The sequence below is a fragment of the Solirubrobacter ginsenosidimutans genome (assembly GCF_027587205.1).
On sequence record NZ_JAPDOD010000022.1, the window covers coordinates 35,529 to 55,495 of the forward strand.

General features: G+C 71.4%; 25 protein-coding genes. 11 read left to right on the plus strand and 14 right to left on the minus strand.

The genetic code is table 11. The features are described 5' to 3' along the window. The first annotated feature begins 2 nt into the window (after positions 1 to 2). Positions 3 to 1,079 (plus strand): hypothetical protein, encoded by a 1,077-nt coding sequence (locus tag OM076_RS22095; RefSeq protein ID WP_270042239.1) that lies wholly within the window; start codon positions 3 to 5, stop codon positions 1,077 to 1,079. A 10-nt stretch (positions 1,080 to 1,089) separates the two neighbouring features. Continuing rightward, the gene (locus OM076_RS22100) at positions 1,090 to 1,440 is read left to right on the plus strand and encodes a TFIIB-type zinc ribbon-containing protein (RefSeq protein ID WP_270042240.1); all 351 of its coding nucleotides are present in this window, start codon (positions 1,090 to 1,092) and stop codon (positions 1,438 to 1,440) included. Between the two features lie 159 nt (positions 1,441 to 1,599). Here OM076_RS22100 and OM076_RS22105 read toward each other — a convergent pair whose 3' ends face one another. Further along, positions 1,600 to 2,214: a DedA family protein gene (locus OM076_RS22105; RefSeq protein WP_270042241.1), complete on the minus strand. Its 615-nt coding sequence runs from the start codon at positions 2,212 to 2,214 to the stop codon at positions 1,600 to 1,602. A gap of 66 nt (positions 2,215 to 2,280) precedes the next feature. Then, entirely contained in the window at positions 2,281 to 3,021 is a 741-nt protein-coding gene (locus OM076_RS22110) for an SDR family NAD(P)-dependent oxidoreductase (RefSeq protein WP_270042242.1), read from the minus strand. A gap of 25 nt (positions 3,022 to 3,046) precedes the next feature. Between OM076_RS22110 and OM076_RS22115 the strand changes: the two genes are divergently transcribed. Next, complete coding sequence (locus OM076_RS22115) at positions 3,047 to 3,640, plus strand: TetR/AcrR family transcriptional regulator (protein WP_270042243.1); 594 nt, start codon at positions 3,047 to 3,049, stop codon at positions 3,638 to 3,640. Between the two features lie 50 nt (positions 3,641 to 3,690). Here the strand turns inward: OM076_RS22115 and OM076_RS22120 are convergent, their stop codons facing one another. Genes OM076_RS22120 through OM076_RS22130 form a run of 3 tightly spaced genes read right to left on the minus strand, consistent with a single transcriptional unit; the run spans position 3,691 to position 5,460 of the window. After that, the gene (locus OM076_RS22120; protein ID WP_270042244.1) at positions 3,691 to 4,110 is read right to left on the minus strand and encodes a vitamin K epoxide reductase family protein; all 420 of its coding nucleotides are present in this window, start codon (positions 4,108 to 4,110) and stop codon (positions 3,691 to 3,693) included. Continuing rightward, a complete protein-coding gene (locus tag OM076_RS22125; RefSeq protein WP_270042245.1) occupies positions 4,110 to 4,853 on the minus strand; it encodes a DsbA family protein in 744 nt (247 codons plus the stop codon). Before OM076_RS22125 ends, OM076_RS22120 begins: the two co-directional genes overlap by 1 nt. Positions 4,854 to 4,899: 46 nt before the next feature. Further along, on the minus strand, positions 4,900 to 5,460 hold the full coding sequence (locus tag OM076_RS22130; RefSeq protein ID WP_270042246.1) for a hypothetical protein: 561 nt from the start codon (positions 5,458 to 5,460) through the stop codon (positions 4,900 to 4,902). 107 nt (positions 5,461 to 5,567) lie between these two features. On the opposite strand from OM076_RS22130, the gene OM076_RS22135 reads away from it, so the two are divergent. From OM076_RS22135 to OM076_RS22155, 5 genes are read left to right on the plus strand one after another with little or no spacing between them, the layout of a single operon-like run. After that, on the plus strand, positions 5,568 to 6,410 hold the full coding sequence (locus OM076_RS22135; protein WP_270042247.1) for a BadF/BadG/BcrA/BcrD ATPase family protein: 843 nt from the start codon (positions 5,568 to 5,570) through the stop codon (positions 6,408 to 6,410). Beyond that, positions 6,407 to 7,297, plus strand: coding sequence for an N-acetylmuramic acid 6-phosphate etherase (gene murQ, locus OM076_RS22140; RefSeq protein WP_270042248.1), 891 nt, complete (start codon positions 6,407 to 6,409; stop codon positions 7,295 to 7,297). The genes OM076_RS22135 and murQ overlap by 4 nt, the downstream gene beginning before the upstream one ends. After that, a complete protein-coding gene (locus tag OM076_RS22145) occupies positions 7,294 to 8,385 on the plus strand; it encodes an anhydro-N-acetylmuramic acid kinase (RefSeq protein ID WP_270042249.1) in 1,092 nt (363 codons plus the stop codon). Before murQ ends, OM076_RS22145 begins: the two co-directional genes overlap by 4 nt. Next, a complete protein-coding gene (locus OM076_RS22150; RefSeq protein WP_270042250.1) occupies positions 8,382 to 9,488 on the plus strand; it encodes a hypothetical protein in 1,107 nt (368 codons plus the stop codon). The genes OM076_RS22145 and OM076_RS22150 overlap by 4 nt, the downstream gene beginning before the upstream one ends. A gap of 11 nt (positions 9,489 to 9,499) precedes the next feature. Further along, entirely contained in the window at positions 9,500 to 10,267 is a 768-nt protein-coding gene (locus OM076_RS22155) for a sulfite exporter TauE/SafE family protein (RefSeq protein ID WP_270042251.1), read from the plus strand. A gap of 48 nt (positions 10,268 to 10,315) precedes the next feature. Here the strand turns inward: OM076_RS22155 and OM076_RS22160 are convergent, their stop codons facing one another. Further along, a complete protein-coding gene (locus OM076_RS22160; protein WP_270042252.1) occupies positions 10,316 to 12,193 on the minus strand; it encodes a hypothetical protein in 1,878 nt (625 codons plus the stop codon). Between the two features lie 75 nt (positions 12,194 to 12,268). Between OM076_RS22160 and OM076_RS22165 the strand changes: the two genes are divergently transcribed. Further along, positions 12,269 to 13,000 carry a MerR family transcriptional regulator gene (locus tag OM076_RS22165; RefSeq protein ID WP_270042253.1) on the plus strand — a complete coding sequence of 244 codons (732 nt, stop codon included), beginning with the start codon at positions 12,269 to 12,271 and terminating at the stop codon, positions 12,998 to 13,000. On the opposite strand, the gene OM076_RS22170 is transcribed toward OM076_RS22165, so the two are convergent. The 6 genes from OM076_RS22170 to OM076_RS22195 form a co-directional block, all read right to left on the minus strand. Beyond that, complete coding sequence (locus OM076_RS22170; RefSeq protein ID WP_270042254.1) at positions 12,972 to 13,403, minus strand: group III truncated hemoglobin; 432 nt, start codon at positions 13,401 to 13,403, stop codon at positions 12,972 to 12,974. The genes OM076_RS22165 and OM076_RS22170 overlap by 29 nt on opposite strands. After that, positions 13,403 to 13,813 (minus strand): nuclear transport factor 2 family protein, encoded by a 411-nt coding sequence (locus tag OM076_RS22175; RefSeq protein WP_270042255.1) that lies wholly within the window; start codon positions 13,811 to 13,813, stop codon positions 13,403 to 13,405. The genes OM076_RS22170 and OM076_RS22175 overlap by 1 nt, the downstream gene beginning before the upstream one ends. Positions 13,814 to 13,819: 6 nt before the next feature. Next, the gene (locus tag OM076_RS22180) at positions 13,820 to 14,260 is read right to left on the minus strand and encodes an SRPBCC domain-containing protein (RefSeq protein WP_270042256.1); all 441 of its coding nucleotides are present in this window, start codon (positions 14,258 to 14,260) and stop codon (positions 13,820 to 13,822) included. Beyond that, positions 14,260 to 14,574 carry an ArsR/SmtB family transcription factor gene (locus tag OM076_RS22185; RefSeq protein WP_308214352.1) on the minus strand — a complete coding sequence of 105 codons (315 nt, stop codon included), beginning with the start codon at positions 14,572 to 14,574 and terminating at the stop codon, positions 14,260 to 14,262. The genes OM076_RS22180 and OM076_RS22185 overlap by 1 nt, the downstream gene beginning before the upstream one ends. A gap of 96 nt (positions 14,575 to 14,670) precedes the next feature. Further along, positions 14,671 to 15,591 (minus strand): hypothetical protein, encoded by a 921-nt coding sequence (locus OM076_RS22190; protein WP_270042257.1) that lies wholly within the window; start codon positions 15,589 to 15,591, stop codon positions 14,671 to 14,673. Further along, complete coding sequence (locus OM076_RS22195; protein WP_270042258.1) at positions 15,584 to 16,102, minus strand: RNA polymerase sigma factor; 519 nt, start codon at positions 16,100 to 16,102, stop codon at positions 15,584 to 15,586. The genes OM076_RS22190 and OM076_RS22195 overlap by 8 nt, the downstream gene beginning before the upstream one ends. A gap of 57 nt (positions 16,103 to 16,159) precedes the next feature. On the opposite strand from OM076_RS22195, the gene gnd reads away from it, so the two are divergent. Next, complete coding sequence (gnd, locus tag OM076_RS22200; protein WP_270042259.1) at positions 16,160 to 17,581, plus strand: NADP-dependent phosphogluconate dehydrogenase; 1,422 nt, start codon at positions 16,160 to 16,162, stop codon at positions 17,579 to 17,581. Next, complete coding sequence (locus tag OM076_RS22205; protein ID WP_270042260.1) at positions 17,578 to 18,285, plus strand: YaaA family protein; 708 nt, start codon at positions 17,578 to 17,580, stop codon at positions 18,283 to 18,285. Before gnd ends, OM076_RS22205 begins: the two co-directional genes overlap by 4 nt. A 132-nt stretch (positions 18,286 to 18,417) precedes the next feature. On the opposite strand, the gene ligD is transcribed toward OM076_RS22205, so the two are convergent. Both ligD and OM076_RS22215 read right to left on the minus strand, forming a co-directional pair. Continuing rightward, on the minus strand, positions 18,418 to 19,335 hold the full coding sequence (gene ligD, locus OM076_RS22210; RefSeq protein ID WP_270042261.1) for a non-homologous end-joining DNA ligase: 918 nt from the start codon (positions 19,333 to 19,335) through the stop codon (positions 18,418 to 18,420). Then, on the minus strand, positions 19,335 to 19,895 hold the full coding sequence (locus OM076_RS22215) for a TetR/AcrR family transcriptional regulator (protein ID WP_270042262.1): 561 nt from the start codon (positions 19,893 to 19,895) through the stop codon (positions 19,335 to 19,337). The genes ligD and OM076_RS22215 overlap by 1 nt, the downstream gene beginning before the upstream one ends. Positions 19,896 to 19,967 lie beyond the last annotated feature (72 nt).

Sequence of the window (19,967 nt, forward strand, 5' to 3'; positions counted from 1 at the left end):
AGATGCCGTTGGTAGACGAGACCGTCGACACCGTCGACCTTGACCTGCACCCTAACGAGGCCTCCGACCTCGCCGTCGTACCGGGTGGCATCGCGCGCTTCGACCAGGCGTTCGTGACCGTGTTGGATGAGGGCGTGATCGAGGAGTCGGTCGCGGTCCTCGGGCATCGCGGGGGCGATGTCGGTTCCGGCTGGGACGCGGTCCGGCTGTCGTTTGCGCCGGTGTCCGACGCGGGGCGGACCGAGGACGCCGAGGCGTGCGACTTCTGGGGCGAGCACCTCTACATCCTCGGCTCGCACTTCGGCTCCAAAGACGGGCCGCTGGAGGCCAAGCGGGCGTGGATCGCGCGGGTGCGCGTTTCTGACCTCGGCGCGGCGGTGGACGGCGGGGTGCCGCCGATCGAGATCGCCCGCAACCGCTTCGGCCTGCACCGGGCGATCAACGACCGCCTGCGCTCGTCGGGCGTCGCGTTGCGCGAGCTGGGGCCGCGGGCGCGGGAGCGGCTCGTGCTGCGGACGATCGAGCGCGGCGTGGCGAAGGGCAAGTCGTGGGCGTCGCGGGTGCTGCCCGACGACCAGCCGCTGAACATCGAGGGCTGCTGCTTCCTCGAGGACGGCACGCTGCTGCTCGGCCTGCGTTGTCCGGTCACGACCGAGGGCGACCCGCTGCTCGTCGAGCTCTTGAACTTCGAGGCGTACTTCGCCTCACCCGACTCGGTCCCGGAGCTGGGCGCGGTGTGGGTGCTGACGCACGCGGGCACGCGTGAGGACCCGGTGGGCATTCGCGCGCTGCACCGGACCGCCGACGGGCACGTGCACGCGATCGTCGGCTCCTTGGATGCGCTGGGCAAGGACAGCGCGCTGGTCTTCGATCACGCGGCGGCCGGGCAGGCGCACTGCGAGCACTGGGAGCTCGAGGTGCCCGGCCATCGCGGCGGGGGCGTCGTGGAGGTGGGCATCAAGCACGCCTTCCCCGGCGAGCGCAGTGTCGAGGGGTTGGCGAAGATGCCGTCCGGCCCGTTCCTGTATGTGGTGGACCGCGATCAGAACGTCCACCTCCGCTTTCTCATGGCGGACTAGGCTGGTACTCATGTCTGCTCAAGGCCCCTGCCCGAATTGCTCCGGCCAGCTCGTCGGGATCGAACGCAGCGGCGTGCATATCGACGCGTGCCGCAACTGCCGTGGCGTGTGGCTCGACCGCGGCGAGCTCGACCAGATCCTCGAGCGTGAGCGGCGCGCCGTCGCCACTCATGACGATGACGACGCGGAGTTCTTCCGTGAGATGACCGGCGGGAGCGGCGGCGGGCATGGCTCCAAGCCCAAGCACGAGTCCTACGGGTTCGACAAGAAGACCGCCGAGCGGCTGCTCGGCGACTTCCAGTCACATCAGAAGCACAAGAAGACGCGCAAGAAGAGCATGCTCGACGACCTGTTCGGCTAAGCCTGGATCCACCGATTCTCGCAGGCCCTCGCGGCCGTGGACAGCGCTCCTCGCCGATCGGCCGGGACCCGAAGGGAACCACCCTGAGGGTGCCCGGCCGATCGACGATCAGCGGTGCCCACGACCACGAGTCATCCACGATCGATCGGTGGATCCAGGCTAAGCGGCGCGGCGCCGGCGCAGCGCGGCGACCACGAGGCCGAGCACTGCGAGGGCGCAGAGGCCGACGACCGCGGTGCCGATCGGGCCGACGATCCCGCCGACCTTCTCGTAGTGCTCGCCGAGTGCCCAGCCTGCGCCGATCAGCGCGGCGTTCCAGGCCGTCGATCCGGCGGCGGTCAGCGCGGTGAACTTGAGCACCGGCATCTCGGACAGGCCGGCGGGGATGCTCACGAGGCTGCGCGCGCCGGGAACGAGCCGCCCGAAGAGCACGACCCAGCTGCCGTGACGGTCGAACCACTCGTCGCTTCGGTCGAGGTCTCGCTCCTTGACCCGCAGCACCTTCCCGAGCTTGAGGACGAACCGGCGACCGCCGAAGCGGGCGATCGCGTAGAGCAGCAGCGCACCCGCCAGGCTGCCGATCGTCGCCGCCAGCACGGCCAGCACGAACGCCATCTCGCCCTGGCCGACGTAGTAGCCGGCCAGGGGCAGGATCAGCTCCGAGGGAATCGGAGGAAACAGGTTCTCGGCCAGGATCAGGCCCGCGAGCGCGGGATATCCGCCCGAGGAGACTGTGTTGCGCACCCAGTCACCGGGCGCCACCGCGAAAGTCATGCCCCAAACCTAAAGGGGGTCTGACCCCATTTATCTAAAGAGGGTCTGACCCCATTTAGGTGACGTTTAGGCGGCGATCACGGCCACGCCCATCCGGCCGCCGTCGACGTCGATCACCGTGCCGTGCACGAACTCGGCCTCGTCGGAGGCCAGGTAGACGGCGGCGTGGGCGATCGCGTCCGGCGAGCCGATCGTCCCGAACGGGGTGCCGCGCATCATCGACTCCGCCAGCTCATGGCCGACGACGCCGGGGGAGATGCCGTTCACCCGCACGCCCTGGGCGCCGAACTCGGCCGACCAGGCGCGGGTGAGGGTCTCCAGGGCGCCCTTGGTCGACGCATAGAGCGTCCCGACGGGGAGCCCGAGGCGGGCGTTCCAGGAGCCGAGGTTGATGATCACGCCGCCGCCCCGCTCGATCATCGCGGGCGCGATCGCCGCGACGAGGAAGAACGGCGCCTTGACGTTGACGCCGTAGACGCGGTCGAACGTCGCCTCGTCGGTGGTCGGCGTCGTGTCGGCGGGGAAGATGCCGGCGTTGTTGACGAGGATGTCGATGTGGCCGCCGAGGGTCTCCGTGGCCTGCTCGGCGAGCCGCTGCGAGGCGGCTTTGGTGCCGTCGAGATCGGCGGCGACGAAGTCCGCCTGACCGCCCGCGGCGCGGATCTCCTCGACCACCTGCGCGCCGCGGGTCGCATCGCGCCCGCTGACTACGACGTGCGCGCCCTGGCGGCCGAATTCGACCGCGATCGCCCGGCCGATGTTGCTGGTCGCGCCGGTGACGAGCGCGGTCTTCTCGTGCAATCTCATCTTTTGGACTGTACAGTCCATTCCTGTGTTGACCAAGAAAGGACAGGCGACGAGGACCCGGATCGTCGGCGCGGCGGCCGATCTGGTGCTCGCCCGCGGGGCGGCCGGCACGTCGTTGGACGACATCTGCGCGGGGACGAGGACGAGCCGCAGCCAGCTCTTCCACTACTTCCCGGGCGGCAAGTCGGACCTCGTCCTGGCGCTGGCGGCGTTCCAGGCGGAGCGGGTGCTGGACGCCCAGCGGCCATGGCTGGACTCCCTCGACACGTGGGAGACGTGGGACCGCTGGCGCGACTCCGTCCTCGCCCACTACGGCTCCCAACCCCATTGGGGCTGCCCGATCGGCGCGCTCTCCTCCGAGCTCGCGGGTCGTGATCCGGAGGCGGGCGCGCAGGTCGCCGCGCACATGGACCGCTGGCGGGCGCTGCTGCGGGCGGGCATCGAGCGCATGAACCTCTCGGGCGACGCCGAGACCCACTCGCTCGCGCTCTTCGCCTCCCTCCAGGGCGGCCTGCTGCTGACGCAGACGATGCAGAGCATCACGCCGCTCGAGGCCGCCTTGGACAGCGCGCTCGTGGCGCTGCGCTCGCACGCTTCCGGCGCGCGATGTGGTCACTAAACGTTGTCAGGCAACGCTTAGTGACCACTCTCGGGCGAACGCGCTCGTGATCAGCGCACGTGAGCGAGTTCCTTTGGGGACACCGTGAGCACCCGCGAGACGTTGAGCACCGCGAGGATCGTCATGCAGATCGCCGAGCCGACGCACCAGATGCAGATCGCGTTGATCAGCGCCAGTTCGGTGTAGGTCAGCCAGGCACTGAAGCCGAACCCGACGATCGACAGGAACGCGGCGATGGAGCGGGAGTTCTCGTCGTCGCGGATCAGGGCGGCGAGGATGCCGATGTAGCCGAGCAGGCCGAGCACCGCGACCGGGACGCCCCCGAGCTTGGAGTAGTCGGACTTCTGCACGGTCTCGCAGCCGTGGGCGATCGCGCACACCGGCGCGCCGCCGGTGTAGTGCACGATGGTCAGGTAGGTCGCGATGCCGAGGCCGATGAGGGCGACGGCGATGGCGGCGACGCGGGTCATCAGGCGACGGCCTTGTTGAGCTTGTTGGTCAGATCGGTGAGGCCGACGGCGATGACCTTCTCGGCGCTCCCGTTCTTGCTGACCGTGAAGCTCGGGGTCGAGTTGACGCCGAGCGTCTGCGCGGCGGCGTCGGCCTGGTCGAGCGCGGACTGCGCGGACTGGCCCTTGGAGAAGTCGATCGCCTGCTTGGCGTTCACGCCCGCCGCGTCGGCGACCTTCGTCAGGAAGTCGGTGGTGACGTAGCCGGAGTTCTCCTCGCCTTGGGACGCGTAGAACGTCTCGATGAAGGACCACAGCTTGCCCTGCTGCTCAGCACCGTGGGCGACCTTGGCGGCGGTGACGGAGTCCGGGCCGATGAAGCTCAGCGTGCGCGCCTGGAGCTTGACCTTGCCGGTGCGGACATACGTGTTGATGAAGGCGGGGAGGTTGGCCGTGGAGGCCTGCTGGCAGATCGGGCACTGCAGATCGAGGTACTCGGTGACGGTGACCGGCGCCTTGGGATCGCCGAGCACGCCGTTGTGCTCCTGGATGCCGGCGACGAGCTTGGACGCGCTGCTGGGTGCGACGGGCTTGGCCTTGGCTCCGCCGGTGGCCGAGATCGCGATGCCGGCGACGACGAGGACGACCGCGACGCCGGTGGCGCCGAGGAGGGTGCGGATGCGACGACGGCGGGATTCGGCGACGACGGCCGCGCGTTCGGCGGCCCGGCGCTGCTCGCGCAGCTCGCGCTTGGACTTCGACATTTCGGGTGCTCCTTTGGGTTCGAGTGCTTGACCTGGGATTGGCGGACTACGCCAAGGCAGGTGGCGCTCGATCCCGCGCGAAGCGGGTGAAGCGAAGGAGCTGCGGGGTCGCCGGCGGCGTGAAGCCGACGGCGGTGAACTCGACGAGGCGGGGGAGCCGCGGCGCGAGCCGGTGGATCAGGGCCCGCGCGGCCGGAACGGCTTGGAGCGCGAGCGTGACGAGCGCGCCGGCGGCCGCGCCCAGTACGGCGAGCTGCAGCCAGCCGCCGCCGATGACGGCCCCGCCGCCGAAGAGCTCGGCGAGGATCGCCTGGCCGCCGCACACGGCGTACACGCCGGCGGTGGCGACGATCCAGAGCAGCGCGGGCGCTCTGCGCCGTTGCGCGATCCGCCCGACGAGCGCGGCGATCGCGGACGCGTAGACCGCGAGGATGAGCATCGCGGCGACGCCGAACCGGCCGTCACCCGCGGTCTCGAGACAGCTGCGCACGTCAGGGCCGCAGGCGAACGAGACCCGCAGCTGGTCGATCCCCACCGCCAGCAGCGGAACCAGCACCAATGCGCGAAGCATCAGCGGCAGGCGGGTGATCAAGGCGCGCAATTGCACTCACTCAGCATCGTCGGACATTCCGAAGGCTTCTTAAACCGTGGGAACTACGGATCCGGCTTCGCTGGACGGATGTGGGGCGGAGTGGTATAGACCACTTGGCGGGGATGGAGACGAGGCTGCTCATCGACGGCGGGCAGAGTGGGTGCCGCGCCCGGTATGACCCGGGCGGCGAGACGGTGCGCGTGCGCGGCCTGCCCCGGCGTGGGCGCTCATACGCGGCCTTGCGTTCGCTGTCGCGCGCCGATTTGGGCGTCGTCGCCGCGGGTCTGACCGGGTTCGCGGGTGAGATCGGAGCGGTCGCGGCGGCCGTCCCGGCACCGCGGGTGATCGCCACCAACGACGCGGTCACGGCCCACCTCGGTGCGCTCGGAGGCGAGGTGGGTGTGGTGATCGTCGCCGGGACGGGAGTGATCGCGCTGGCGACGGGTGAGGACGGCGCCTGGGCGCGGTCCGACGGCCACGGAACCTTGCTCGGCGACGACGGCGGCGGCTACTGGATCGGCCGCGCGGGCCTGGCCGCCGCGCTCCGCGCCGCCGACGGCCGCGGAGGCTCGTCGGACCTGTTGCGGCGCGCAGAGGCGCGGTTCGGAGGGATCGTCGCGCACGTCTACGACTCCGCCGATCCCGTCGCGACCATCGCCTCGTTCGCCCGCGACGTCACCGACGCCGCGCGCGACGGGGACGTGGTCGCGCACCGCATCATCGAGGAGGCCGTACAAGAGCTCGCGGCCACCGCGCTTGCCGCCGCCCGGAACGCCGGCGTCGGCGGCGGGCCGTTCTCGTACGCCGGTGGGTTGTTCGCCGCCGGCGACCTGCTGCTCGACCCGCTCCGCGACGCCTTGCCCGACCTGCGCCCACCACGCGGCGACGCGCTCGACGGCGCCGCCCGCCTGCTCGACCGACCGACGCTCTTCAGCGACCTGATCCACGAGACCGGAGACCCATGACGCGACTTGGCCACCTCTCCACCGAGGGCGCGCGTGCCGAGCGCGCGGAGATCGATCGGTTGCCGACGGGCGAGCTCGTGCGGCTGATGAACGAGGACGATGCCGTCGTGCCGATGGCGGTGAGCCACGCCCAGCACGCGATCGCCGCGGCGGTCGATGCGATCGTCGAGCGGCTGGAGGCCGGCGGGCGGCTGATCTACGTCGGCGCGGGGACGGCGGGGCGGATTGGCGTGCTCGACGCCAGCGAATGCGGCCCGACGTTCAACACCGACCGCGTCGTCGGCGTGATCGCGGGTGGGCAGGTGGCCGTCAGCAACGCGAGCGAGAGCGCGGAGGACAACCGCGAGGCGGGGGCGATGGCGCTCGCCGCGCTCGGGCTCGGCGCCGCGGACGCCGTCGTGGGCATCAGTGCCAGCGGCCGCACGCCGTACGTGCTCGGCGCGGTCGAACGAGCCCGCTCGACCGGTGCGCTGACGGTCGGCGTCGCCTGCAACGAGGGCTCGGAGCTCAGTGCGAGCGTCGAGCACCCGATCGACGTGGTCGTGGGACCGGAGTTCATCGCCGGCTCGACCCGCCTGAAGGCCGGCACGGCGCAGAAACTCGTCCTGAACATGCTGTCGACGCTGACGATGGTCCGGCTCGGCAAGACCTACGGGAACCTGATGGTCGACGTCCGCGTGACCAACGCGAAGCTGCGGGACCGCGCGACGCGCATCGTCGAACAGGTCGCGGGTGCCGACACGCATGAGGCGGCCGCGGCGCTCGCGGAGGCGGGCGACGACGCCAAGGTCGCGGTGACGATGCTGCGCACCGCCACCAACGCCGACGGTGCGCGCGAACGACTGCTCGCGGCCGACGGCCACCTGCGCCGCGCGCTCGGCGAGTGAGGGTCGTCGGGCTGATGTCCGGCACGTCGTTCGACGGGATCGACGCGGCCGTGGCGGACATCGAGCTCGAGGGCGAAGTCCTCAAGCTCCGGCCGATCGGGACGCTCGACGCGCCGTACGACGCCGGGCTCCAGGACGAGATCGAGGCGGCGCTCCCGCCCGCGCCGACGACCTTCGAAACGGTCTGCCGTCTCGACACCCGCATCGGCCAGGCGTTCGCGGCGCTCGCGGCGGAGGCGGTCGAGCGCCACGGCGGCGAGCTGATCGTCTCGCATGGCCAGACGGTCTTCCACTGGGTCGACGACGGCCGCGTCGAGGGGACGTTGCAGCTCGGGCAACCGGCGTGGATCGCCGAGCGGACCGGCCTGCCGGTCGTCAGCGACCTCCGGGCGCGCGACGTCGCGGCGGGTGGGCAGGGCGCGCCGCTGGTCTCGTTCCTCGACCGGCTCCTGCTGCAGGGCCGCCCAGGCACGCCCGCCGCGCTCAACCTCGGCGGGATCGCGAACCTCACGGTCGGGACACTCGCCTTCGACGTCGGCCCGGCCAACGCGCTGCTCGACGCCGCGGCGCGCCACTTCACGGGCGCCCGCTACGACGAGGGCGGGCGCCTGGCAGCGAGCGGAACGGTGATCCCGGCGCTCCTCGAACGCCTGCTGCAGGACCCCTACTACGCCCGTCCGGCACCCAAGACGACGGGCAAGGAACACTTCCACGCGCGCTACGTCGACTACGGCGACGCGACCGGGCCGGACGTCCTGGCCACGCTCACCCGCCTGACCGCGCAGACCGTCGCCAACGCGGCCCGTGTACACGGCGTGACCGAGCTGATCGCGTCCGGCGGCGGGGTCCGCAATCCGACGCTGATGGCGGCGATGCGAGAGGCGCTGCCCGTCATCACCAGCGACGCGCTCGGCCTCCCCGCGCAGGCGAAGGAGGCGTACGCGTTCGCCGTCCTCGGCTTCCTCACCTACCACGGCATTCCGGCCACGCTCCCGAGCGCGACCGGCGCCCGCCACGCGAGCGTGCTCGGCTCCGTCACGCCCGGATCCGGTTCCGGATCGCCCCCGCGGGTAATGCGACTCGGATGATCCGGAAGATCGTCCTCACCGCGCTCGTATGCGCCCTGCTCCCGCCCGCCGCCGCACAGGCCGACACGTTCAAGTCCGTTCCGGCGACGGGGCTGACGTGGACCCGGCACGGCGTCGACGCCGCCGCGTACGCCCGCCTCGACAACCTCGCCAAGTTCCTCCCGCGCCGCGACCTCAAATTCGTCCTCGAGCACCCGCGGCAGACGACCCAGTCCGCGGCGGGCTCGCCCTCGCTGGGACAGGTCGGTCCGGGCGCCGTCTCGGCCTTCAAGTGGTCCGACCGCGACAACACCGGCAAGTGGATCCCGCAGGGCATCACCGGCAGCGCCGCGGCGCAGGCCGACGGCCTGATCGGCGGCCACCGGTCGCTGCTGGTGAGCTGGTACCAGGACACGGCCGCGAGCCCTGCGCGGGTCAGCTTCGTCAACGCCGACAGTCTCGACGGCGCGACCTACAACAGCGCCACGCTGGTGATCCCGAGCGGTCGCACCGTCCGCCCGATCAAGACCCACGCGGGCGGCATCGCCTGGTACACGCACTACCTGTTCGTGGCCGAGACCGACGTCGGCGTGCGCGTCTTCGACACCAACTACATCCTCGGCGCGAAGAAGCTCCCGCCGACGGCCGACCTCAACGCGCCGTTCGTGCTCCCGCAGGTCGGCTTCTACAGGCAGGCCAAGGGCGCCGGGCTGACGTTCTCGTTCGTCGAGACCGATCGCACCGCCCCCGCGCTGATCACCGGCAAGTACCAGGACAAGAAGTACAACCGCCGGATCGTGCGCTGGCCGCTGGACCCGAACTCCGGGCTGCCGGCGCTGCAGGCCAGCGGCGCGTGGAAGATGCCGGCCAGCAACGTCCAGGGCGGGCTGATGCACAACGGCCGCCTGCTCGCGGCGTCGAGCTATGACCCGAAGGCCTCGGGCGGGATCGGCGAGCTCGTCTCCGGTCTCCCGGACCAGCCTGCGGCGCACTTCCGCTGGCCCGACGGCGCCGAGGACCTCCACTACGCGGGCACGAGCAACCGCGTCTACTCGCTGACTGAGAAGAGCGGGGACCGGATCGTGTTCGCGATCGATGCGTCCTCGGTCGGCTTGACGCCCTAGGCTCCGATGACGTGACCGCGATCGCGATCCTGCTCGGGCTCGCGATCGGGATGGTCGTCGGCGCGGTCGGCGGCGGCGGCGCGATCCTCGCGCTGCCGGTGCTGATCTACGTGCTCGACGAGCCGGTCGGGCCGGCGTCGACCGCCTCGCTCGTGGTGGTCTCGCTCGCGGCCGCGATCGGCGCGGGATCGCTGGCGCGCCACGGCCGCGTGTGCTGGCGGCTGGCGTTCACGTTCGCCGCACCCGCCGCATTCGGCTCGCTGTTCGGGACGTTCGCGAACCGTGCGGTCGGAGCGAGCGCGCTCGTCCTCGCGTTCGTGCCGGTGATGCTCGTGGCGGCGCTCGCGACCTGGCGCCGCACCGGCGAGGAGGCCGACGATGCGGGCTGTCCGCACCCACCGCTCGTCCGCGTGGTGTTTGCGGGTGTGATCGTGGGGCTGTTGACCGGGTTCTTCGGCGTGGGCGGCGGGTTCGTGATCGTGCCCGTTCTCACCCTGTGGCTCGGGGCCGGCTTCCGGCGCGCGGTCGCGACGTCGCTGGTGATCATCACGCTGACCGGCGTCGCCGCGCTCACCACGCACCTGATCGCGGGGTCGCGCCCGGACCTCGCGGTCACCGCGGAGCTCGCGTGCGCCACCGGGATCGGCGCGGTGCTCGGGACGCTGGTAGGCGAGCGGCTCCCGCAGGACGTGCTGCGGCGCGGATTCGCGGTGCTCGTGACCGCGGTCGCGGTGTGGCTGCTCGTCGACGTGCTAGTGCTCGGCGGCCCGCCGCACTGAGGGGTGCCCCGTTTCGGTCTCGCTCAGCGATACCTAGACGGGGCACCCCTACGTGGCGACGGGTTCCGCGGGGCGAGAGACACGGGCGAACTGCGGCGACGAATCGCGCGTGAGGATCGAGACGCGGTGCACGCCCCAGGCCAGCGCGACAAGGAACGCGAGCGCGATCGCGAGGACGACGCCGTACGCCGCCGCCCACAGCCAGCTCGCGGCGGCCTTGCGCTCGCGCTGCAGGAGCTTCTGCTCCGGGCCGAAGGCGCGGTTCACCGAGGGGCGGGCGGGGACGCCCGCGACCGGGATCGCCTCGTCGGCCGGCAGGTAGAGGGGGAGAGCGGTCAGGGCGTTGCCGGGGTGCAGGCGCAGCATCGTCTTCCAGTCGCCGGTGAGCGGCAGGGGCCGCGTCGTGCGGTAGACGCCGGGACCGATGCGTTGGAGCCGATCGACGACGAGCCCGCCGCCCTGCCAGGCGGTGGCGGTGAACCAGAGGGCGTCGTCGGCACCGGACCGCGGGTCGACGCGCACCACGACCGTGCCCGCGGGCGCGACGGCGGTGGGCGGCGAGCCGGCATGGTCGGTCGCGGCCGAGCGGGCCGGCGAGGGCGTCGCGGTCGCCCGCGCGGCGGCGGTGTCGGCCGCGCGCGTGATCGTCACGGTCGCGCGCACGCCCTGGCTGCCGCTCGGGAGCAGGCCGTAGCCGACCAGCGCGAGGATCGCGAATGCCGCGGGCACACCCGCGTGACGCAACGAGGGTGTCCGGTCGGCGCTCAACCGCGCGCCGAGCCACCCGCCCACACACGCACCCGCGATCGCCATCGCGAAGCCGAGCAGCGCGCCCGACGGCGCCAATGCTGAGGGCCAGGGCAGCGGCATCCACACGTGTGACCAGCCCCACTCGGCCGCCAGGCCCACCGTGCCGATCGCCACGCCGGACGCCAAGGCGACGCCCAGCGGCCGCCGCACGCGCAGCGCGACGAGCTCGACCGCCGACGCCGAGACCAAATAGAGCGGGAAGTGCGGGGTCGGCTCGCCCAGGACCGGCCCGACCGCGAGCGCCATCAACCCGCGCATCACGAGGAAGAACAGCGCTGCTCCCAGCGCGGCGCCGGGCCCGAGCCACACCCGCGCCGCGACCAGCGCGACCCCCGCCGCGAGCATGACCAGCATCGGCGCGAAGACCATCCGGAACTGCGGGACGCCGAAGTCGAACTCCGCCTGGAAGGTCGACAGGCCGAGCAGGAACGCGCCTGGGAGTGAGATGCGGCGCATGAACCGCGCCCACGGGAGCTCGCCGCGGCGGCCGGCGGCGGCGTTCGCCGCACCCGCCTCGGCGAGCAGTACCGCCAGTCCCACGAGCGCCATCGCGGCGCCGCCGATCAGCATCAGGTGCGTCGGGCCCCAGAGCGTCACGTCCTGGCCGAACAGGCGGTGCCAGACGTCGTCCAAGGGGAACCCGACCAGCGAGAACGCACCCGCTGCGGCGATCAGCACGCCGCCCAGCGGCGCGTCCCACCCGGGCGCGAGCCGCACCGACACGCTCGAGGGCTTCTGCAGCGGCAGGCACATCGACAGGAACCCGCTCGAGAAGACCCCGAACAGGCCGGCGAGGATGACGTAGTGCGCGGGGTTCGCGAGCGGGCCGTTGTCGCGCCCCTGCGCGATGTGCAGCGAGATGTCCCAGAGCATCCCGAACAGCGCGGTGACGAGCGAGACGACGATCAGGCCCGCGGGGATCGCCGCCCACGCAGGCAGTCCGGACACGCGCCGGCTGAAGCGTCCGACTCGCGCCAGCACGCGGACCCGCCCCGACCGGTGCCCGAGGCCGAGCCAGAGCAGCACGGCGGTGACGAGCAGCGCGGCGCCCGAGGCGATCGCGACCTGGTCGAGCGCGGCGCCACCCGCGGGCTTCGCGGCGAGCAAGGCGAACATGGATTCCGAACGTATCGTCATTTGATGTCACGTTGTGTGATGTAACACCAATACCCGGTACGCTCAGTGGCGAACGTGCTGACGATCGACGAACTCGCCCGCGAGGCCGGCCTGACGGTCCGCAACGTCCGCTCCCATCAAACCCGCGGGCTGCTCCCGCCGCCCGAGGTCCGTGGCCGCACCGGCTTCTACGGCCCGGAGCACGTCGAGCGCCTCAAGCTGATCCTCCAGCTCCAGAACGAGGGCCTCAAGCTCGACGGCATCAAGCGCTTGCTCGCCGATCCCGGCGACCGTCTCCTCGCGCTCAAGAAGGCCGGGGAGGAGCGCGAGCCGCCCGCGATCGTCGACGCCGCCGCGCTCCGCACCCGCCTCGGCCTGCAGCCCGACGAGGCGGCGTTCAAGCTGCTCGGGCGCGCGATCCAGCTCGGCATCCTGGACTCGCGCGGCGACGGCTCGTTCAACGTGCCGAGTCCCGCCCTGCTCGCCGCCGCCGAGGAAGTCGTCACGCGCGGCATCAGCCTGGACCACGCGCTCGACCTGATCGATCGCGTCACCCGCCAGTCACGCGTCATCTCCCGCGAGTTCGTCCAGCTCTTCCTGGAGGACCTCTGGAAGCCGTTTCAGGCGTCCGGGATGCCCGACGAGCGCTGGGACGAGCTGGCGGAGTCGATCGAGCACGTCCGCCCGCTGGCCGCCAAGGCGCTGCTCGCCGTCTTCCGGCGCACGCTCGACGAGGAGGTCGACGCCACCATCGACGAGCTCGCGCGCGGTCTCCGGGTCAGCCTCGGCCCGGACCGTGCCGGGTGACCGTGAGGCCGGCGGACGGCGGCGCCGCCGTCATCGCCTCCAGGCGCCCGTGGAACGCCCGCGCCACCCGCAGCGCGTGCGACTTCGCCAGCTCCGCCCGCTCACCCGAGAACAGCTCGTCGACCGTCTCGCGCCACAACACCAGCCAGCGCTCGAAGTGCCCGCTGCGTAGCCGCACCTTCATGTGCAGCTCCGCGTGCGGCCGGAACGCCCCGCCGCGGTAGGACTGCGCACCGAGCAGGATCGTCTCCCAGAACGAAGCGATCTCCGGCACGTGCGCCTCGAGGTCGAGCTTGGCGATGTCGGTGAAGATCCAGCCGATGATCGGATCGGTCAGCGCACGCCCGTAGAACGCTCGCACCAGCCGTTCGACGTCGGCGCGGGTCTCGATATCCGCAAGCACTACGCGAGGTCGCCGAGATCGGCGACCTTCACCGAGGTCGCGCGGCCGTCCTTCACCCGCCACGTCCACACGGACGAGCGGCGCACGTCCAGATCCTGCCGGCGACCGGTGACGTGCCCGATCACGATCACCGAGCCGGGGATCACGCGGATGTCCTCGGTGTGCAGGACCAGTTCCTGCCACACGCGCTCGACGTCGCGGAAGTACTCGCGCAGCCCGTCGTGGCCGAAATAGGGCTCGCTGCGGCCGGCCAGGCGGGCCGTGCCGGCCAAGTCGAGCTCGCAGTCCGAGCTGAAGTAGCCGGTCGCCGCTTCGACGTCACGCCGGGCGAACGCGTCGTAGATCGCACGGACGACGTCTGCCTCATCGGTCAGGCCGGCCGGGTTGCCGTAGTAGTCGGGGCGCGCCACTTTCCCCTAGAGCGTGACAGAGCACGCGGCGCGATAGTGCCCAACCAGACCGCCCCAGCCGCGGTGGTTGCGCTCGCGCCACGCGTCCGCCTTGGCGCCGAGCCGTTCCCAGCCGCTGTGCACGATGGTTACCAGCGTGTGTTCGCCCTCGCCGGTGAACGCGACCGTGACCTCGGTGGCGTCCGCGCGGTCGGTCCGCAGGTGCCAGAGGTAGCTGAGCCGGTGCGGTGGGTCCCAGGCGACGACCTCGCCCCACTCGTGCTCCGTGCCATCGGGCGTGCGCTCGAAGATCCGCCCGCCCACGCGCGGCTCCAAAGTGACCTTCAAACCGGGATCGGCGGAGACGGAGTGACCCTTCGGCCACCAGGTCCCGATCCGCCGCGCCCAGGTGTCGAACGCGTGCTCCGGCGAGCACTCGACGGTGAACGCGAGCTCCAGGGGCTCCATCAGTTCTCCGCCGTGAGCTTGAACCGCGCCGCCGCCTCGCCCCACACCTGCTGGAGGTACGCGCGGACCGCCTCGACGCCCTCTTCGTGCAGCCGATAGAGCCGGCGCGTGCCCTCGGCATGGTCGGCGACGAGCCCGGCGTCCTTGAGCAGCTTCAGGTGCCGCGAGACCGCGGGGCGGCTGATCGGCAGCGCGTCGGCGAGCTCCTGCACGGAGCGGTCGCCGGTGCGCAGCAGCTCGACGATCGCGCGGCGATTGGGGTCGCCCAGGGCGTTGAAGGGGTCACCAGCGATGTCCGTATCGTAACCGTCCAGCTACGGTAACTTTTTAGTTACGATGCGATTCTAAGAGAGCACCGCCGACATCGACGCGATGCCCGAAGCCGTCTGGCGCGGCCTCGCCGCCCGCGCTCAGCAGCCGAGCGCCTCCCGGTAGGTCCCGTCAACGCTCAGGCCCAGCTTGCCGCCGGGGACGTCGCCCTTGCCGTTGATCGCGTCCGCGTACTGCCAGACGACCTCGGGGTAATCGCCCTCGGCGTTCATGTCCTGCAGGAGCGGCCAGGAGCGTGAGCCGGCGAGGGCGCGCGCGGCGGCCGCCGTGTCCCCGTGCAGCCACTCCTCGATCCACCCGCACACGACCGCGCCGGCGACCTTCGCGCCGAGCTGGTAGCGGTCGCGGGTCTCGTCCGTGGCCGGTGGGGTCTTGAAGCCGGGAGGGAGCGGGATGCCCATCAGCATCTGGCTTGCCGCCGCGGCTTGCGCTTTGGGCTCGACCGCGGTGGCGGGAAGCGCCGCCAGCCAATCCTCCGCGCCGACCTGGTAGATCCGCTCGAGGACGTCGATGAACGCGGCCGGCGTGGCGGCGTCGCCGCGGGCCTGGACGAACGCGTCGCCCTGCCGCCACCGGGCGACGTAGTCGGTGCTGCCGGGATAGCGCCCGACCCAGGCGTCGGCGCCCGCGACCTCCGCGCCCGCCACCCGCACGAGGTCCTTGTTGCCGTTGTCGACGGCCGTCCAGCTGACCTCCACGCTGCGCCCGTCGCGAGCGAAGGTCATCTCCCCGGTCCCCGCGTCCCACTCGTCGACGCGGGTGACCTTCCAGCCGTTCACGAGCAGCCGCGGGCTCGCCTGCGCGGCGCGGATCGCGGCCTCGGCGAACGGCTGGCCGCCGCCCAGCTGCGTCAACACCACGGCGAGGATGACCGCGCCGACCGCGATCGGCGTGGCGAGGAGGACTGGGCGCCGCCCGCGCGCCGGCGGCGGCGTGAACGCGCGCGGCGGTGGCGGCTCGACGGGCGGGGCGAGCGTGCGGAGCAGGTCGAGATCAGGCACGGGAGGGCTCCAGGATCGGGTCGGTGCCGAGCGCGCCGCGGGCGCGGCTCAGGCGGGAACGGACGGTGCCGACGGGGATGTCGAGCGCGCGGGCGATCTGCTCGTACGACAGATCCGCCCAGACGTGCAGCAGGACGACTTCCCGCTGGCGGCGGGGGAGGCGGGCAACGGCTCTGATCGCCTCCTCGGCGGTGTGGGCGTCGACGCTCGGCGTGTGCTGCGAGGCGACCCGCGCGTAGGCGTCGAGGCGTCGGCGCTCGGTGCGCCAGTGGCGGCGCATCAGGTTGGTGGCGATGCCGAGCAGCCACGGCAATGCGTCCGCGTGCGAGTCGTCATAACGCTTGCGGTGCGCGAAGGCGCGGGCGAAGGCCTCCGCGGCGACCTCCTCGGCCAGCTCCGCACCCACCCGCCGCTGCGCGAACGCGTGCACCGCGGCGAAGTGGCGGTCGAAGACGGCGCCGAACGCCGAAGGTTCAAGCAGCGAGCGCCGGATCGCCTCTGCGTCGTTCATGTCAAGGATTGCCCACACGACCGCGCGCGGTTCCACGACTTTGTAGGGTCCTTGGCGATGAGCCAGATCGGAGTCACCGGGCTCGCCGTCATGGGCGCGAACCTGGCACGAAACATCGCACGTAACGGCGTGCCCATCGCCGTGCACAACCGCACGGCGTCCAAGACCAAGGACTTCATGGATGAGTTCTCCGGTGAAGGCGACTTCACGGGAACGGAGACCCTGCAGGAATTTGTCGAAGCGCTCGAGCGCCCGCGCCGGATCATCGTCATGGTCAAGGCGGGTGCGCCCGTCGACGGCGTGATCGCCGACCTCGAGCCGCTGCTCGACAAGGACGACATCATCATCGACGCCGGCAACTCGCACTACGTCGACACCCGCCGCCGCGAAGAGGAGCTGACCGCCAAGGGGCTGCGCTTCATCGGCTCCGGCGTTTCCGGGGGCGAAGAGGGCGCCTTGAACGGCCCGTCGATCATGCCGGGCGGCCCGCGCGAGGCATATGGCGAGGTCGAGGAGATCTTCACCACGATCGCCGCCCAGGTCGACGGCTCGCCGTGCTGCGCTTACATCGGGCCGGACGGCGCGGGCCACTACGTGAAGATGGTCCACAACGGCATCGAGTACGCCGACATGCAGCTGATCGCGGAGGCCTACGACCTCCTGCGCCACGGCATCGGGCTCGACGTGCCGGCGATCAAGGCGATCTTCGACGACTGGAACCGCGGCGATCTGGAGTCCTTCCTGATCGAGATCACCGCCACCGTGCTGGACAAGGTCGACGCCGAGACCGGCAAGCCGCTGATCGACGTGATCGTCGACCAGGCCGAGCAGAAGGGCACCGGCCGCTGGACGGCGCAGGACGCGCTGGAGCTGGGCGTGCCGCTGACCGGCATCACCGAAGCGGTGTTCGCCCGCTCGCTGTCGGCGCTGCGCGACCAGCGCCGCGACGCGAGCGGCGTGCTCGCCGGCCCGAAGCCCGGTGGGCTCCCCGAGTCGCTCGTGGACGACATCCGCGCCGCGCTGTACGCCTCGAAGGTCGTCGCCTACGCGCAGGGCTTCGAGCAGATGGCCGCGGCCGCGAAGACCTACAACTGGGACCTCAAGATGGGCGAGCTGGCGAAGATCTGGCGCGGCGGCTGCATCATCCGCGCCCGCTTCCTGAACCGGATCACCGAGTCCTACGACGCGCATCCCGACCTGGTCAACCTGCTGATGGCGCCCTACTTCCAGGACGCGGTCGCCTCCGCCCAGGACGCCTGGCGCAAGGTGATCGTGTCGGCGGTCGAGCAGGGCGTCGCGGTGCCCGCGTTCTCGTCGTCGCTGGCGTACTACGACGGCTACCGCCGCGAGCGCGGGCCGGCGAACCTGATCCAGGGCCAGCGCGACTTCTTCGGCGCGCACACCTACCGGCGCGTGGACAAGGACGGCTCCTTCCACACCCGCTGGTCGCAGGACGGCACCGAAGTCCGCACAGATTGAGAATCCTGCTGCCGCCCTCCGAGGGCAAGACCGCGCCTTCGGAGGGCGAGCCGCTGGACGTCTCGGAACTCGCCTTCCCGGGGCTGACGAAGACCCGCGAGCGACTGCTGGACGTGCTCTCGCGGCTGACGTTCCCGCGCGCGCTGAAGTACCTCGACGTCGGGCCCGGGCTTCTCGACGAGGCCCAACGCAACCTGACGCTGCGCGACGCTCCTGCCGCGCCCGCGCACGAGATCTACACCGGCGTCTTGTACGAGCACCTCGGGCTGGGCTCGCTGCCGGGCGAGAACGTGCTGATCGCGAGCGCGCTGTTCGGCTTCCTGCGGCCGTCGGACCGCATCCCCGCGTACCGGCTCTCGATGGGCTCGACGCTGCCGCGCATCGCGTCGCTGCCGGCCTTGTGGCGCGACCCGCTGCGGCGCGCGATCCCCGACGAGGGCCTGATCGTCGACATGCGCTCGAGCTCCTACACCGCGGCCTGGAAGCCGAAGCAGGCCACGCTCGTGGGCGTGCGGGCGTTCGTGGACGGCAAGACCGTCTCGCACATGGTCAAGGCGACGCGCGGCGATGTCGCCCGCCTCCTGCTGTCGTCTCCAAGCACGCCTGAGACCCCGGAGGACGTCGCCTCGCTGGTGCGGGCAAACGGCCAATCCGTCGAGTTGTCCGGCAGCGGACGCTCGTGGTCGGTCGACATCAACCTCTAGCCGGTCGCGGCCGATGACGGGGGTGTCAGACAGCGACGGCGCCCCGAGGGCAGAGACCTCATACGACGTCCCCCTCCCAACCTTGCCTGATCTTCTGATGGCCGAAGCCCGCTCTCGAGCGGGCTTCCGCGTTTAACGAGGCGCCTCGCGCACGACCTCGCGGGCGGCCTTGTCGAAGCGCAGGCCCTGGAAGCGCGGGTGGCGCAGACGCCCGGCGGTGGTCCACTCCGAGAAGCCGAGCTGGGCGACGAGCTCGGGCTCGACCCACGTGGCGTCGCGGTAGTTCGGGGAGTCGGCGAACGGGGTGGTGTCGCGGGTCAGCTCGCGCAGCCGCGCACCGAGGTCCTTGAGCGTCTCGCGGTCGAAGCCGGTGCCGACCTTGCCGGCGTAGCGGAGGGTGCCGCCGGGCTCGAAGTGGCCGACGAGCAGCGCGCCGAACTCCTCGCGCGAGCCGCGTGGAGCGGTGAAGCCGCCGATCACCAGCTCCTGGCCCTGCTCGCACTTGAACTTCAGGCAGTCCTTGGACCGCTTGTCGGTGTAAAGGGAGGAGGCGCGCTTGGCGATCACGCCCTCCCAGCCGTTGGCGCACGCCTCGGCGAACATCGCCTCGCCGGCCTCCTCGCGAAAGGCCGTCCAGCGGACGTGGCCCTGAAAGTTCAGCGCATTTTTTAGGAGCGCTTTGCGCTCGCGCAGCGGGCGGTCGCGGACGTCCTCGCCGTCGAGCCAGAGCAGGTCGAAGACGTAGTAGAAGATCGAGGCGTCGTGATGACCGAGCGCCTGGAAGCTCGTGCGGGTGCCCTCGAAGGCGACGATCTCGCCGTCGATCGCGAACCGCGTGCAGGCCTCCGCTTCGAGGTCGGCGACGACGCCCGGGTAGCGCCCGTTGAGCGAGAGGTCGTTGCGGGAGAGCAGCTTGACCGTGTCGCCGTCGCGGATGGCGATGCAGCGGATCCCGTCGAGCTTGCGCTCGTAGATCCATTCCGGGTCGCTGAAGCGCTCCTGGGTGAGCACCGCCTTCATCGCCGAGGCGGTGGTGGGGGCCGCGGGCATCAGCCCGAAGTGTGCCGCAAACCGTCCATCAAGAGCCGCAACAGCGTGCGGATCTGGTCCTCGGAGTCGACCGACCACACGGAGCCCATCGCTCGCCAGACGTCGTCGGCGTTCACGTCGGAGCGCAGCGTCCCCGCGGCCACGCCCGCGTCGAGGAGCTGCGCGATCGCCGCGACGATCTGCCGTCGCGTCTCACCCCACAGGTCCGAGCCGGCCGCGACCGACTGCAGCGCGCCCTTCATGCCCTTCTTGGCCGTCGCGTAGGCGACGAAGCGCTCCATCCACTCGGCGAGCGCCACGTCGGGCGGATGCGTGGCCAGCAACTCGTCCGCGGCCTCGCAGAGATGCGTGACCTCGGCGCGGTAGGCGGCCTCGACCAGCGCTTCGCGCGTCGGGAAGTGGCGATAGAGCGTCCCGATCCCCACGCACGCCCGCTTGGCGACCGCGTCCAGCGAGACGTCCGTGCCGACGGTCGCGAACAGCTCGACGGCCGCGACCAGGAGCTTCTCGCGGTTGCGGCGCGCGTCGGCGCGCTTGATGGGGGTCTCAGGGGAAGTCATCGAAATGTAAACGGAGGGTCCCTCCGGTTGGTGCTACATTGAGCGAACCGGAGTAATCCTCCGCTTCATTCT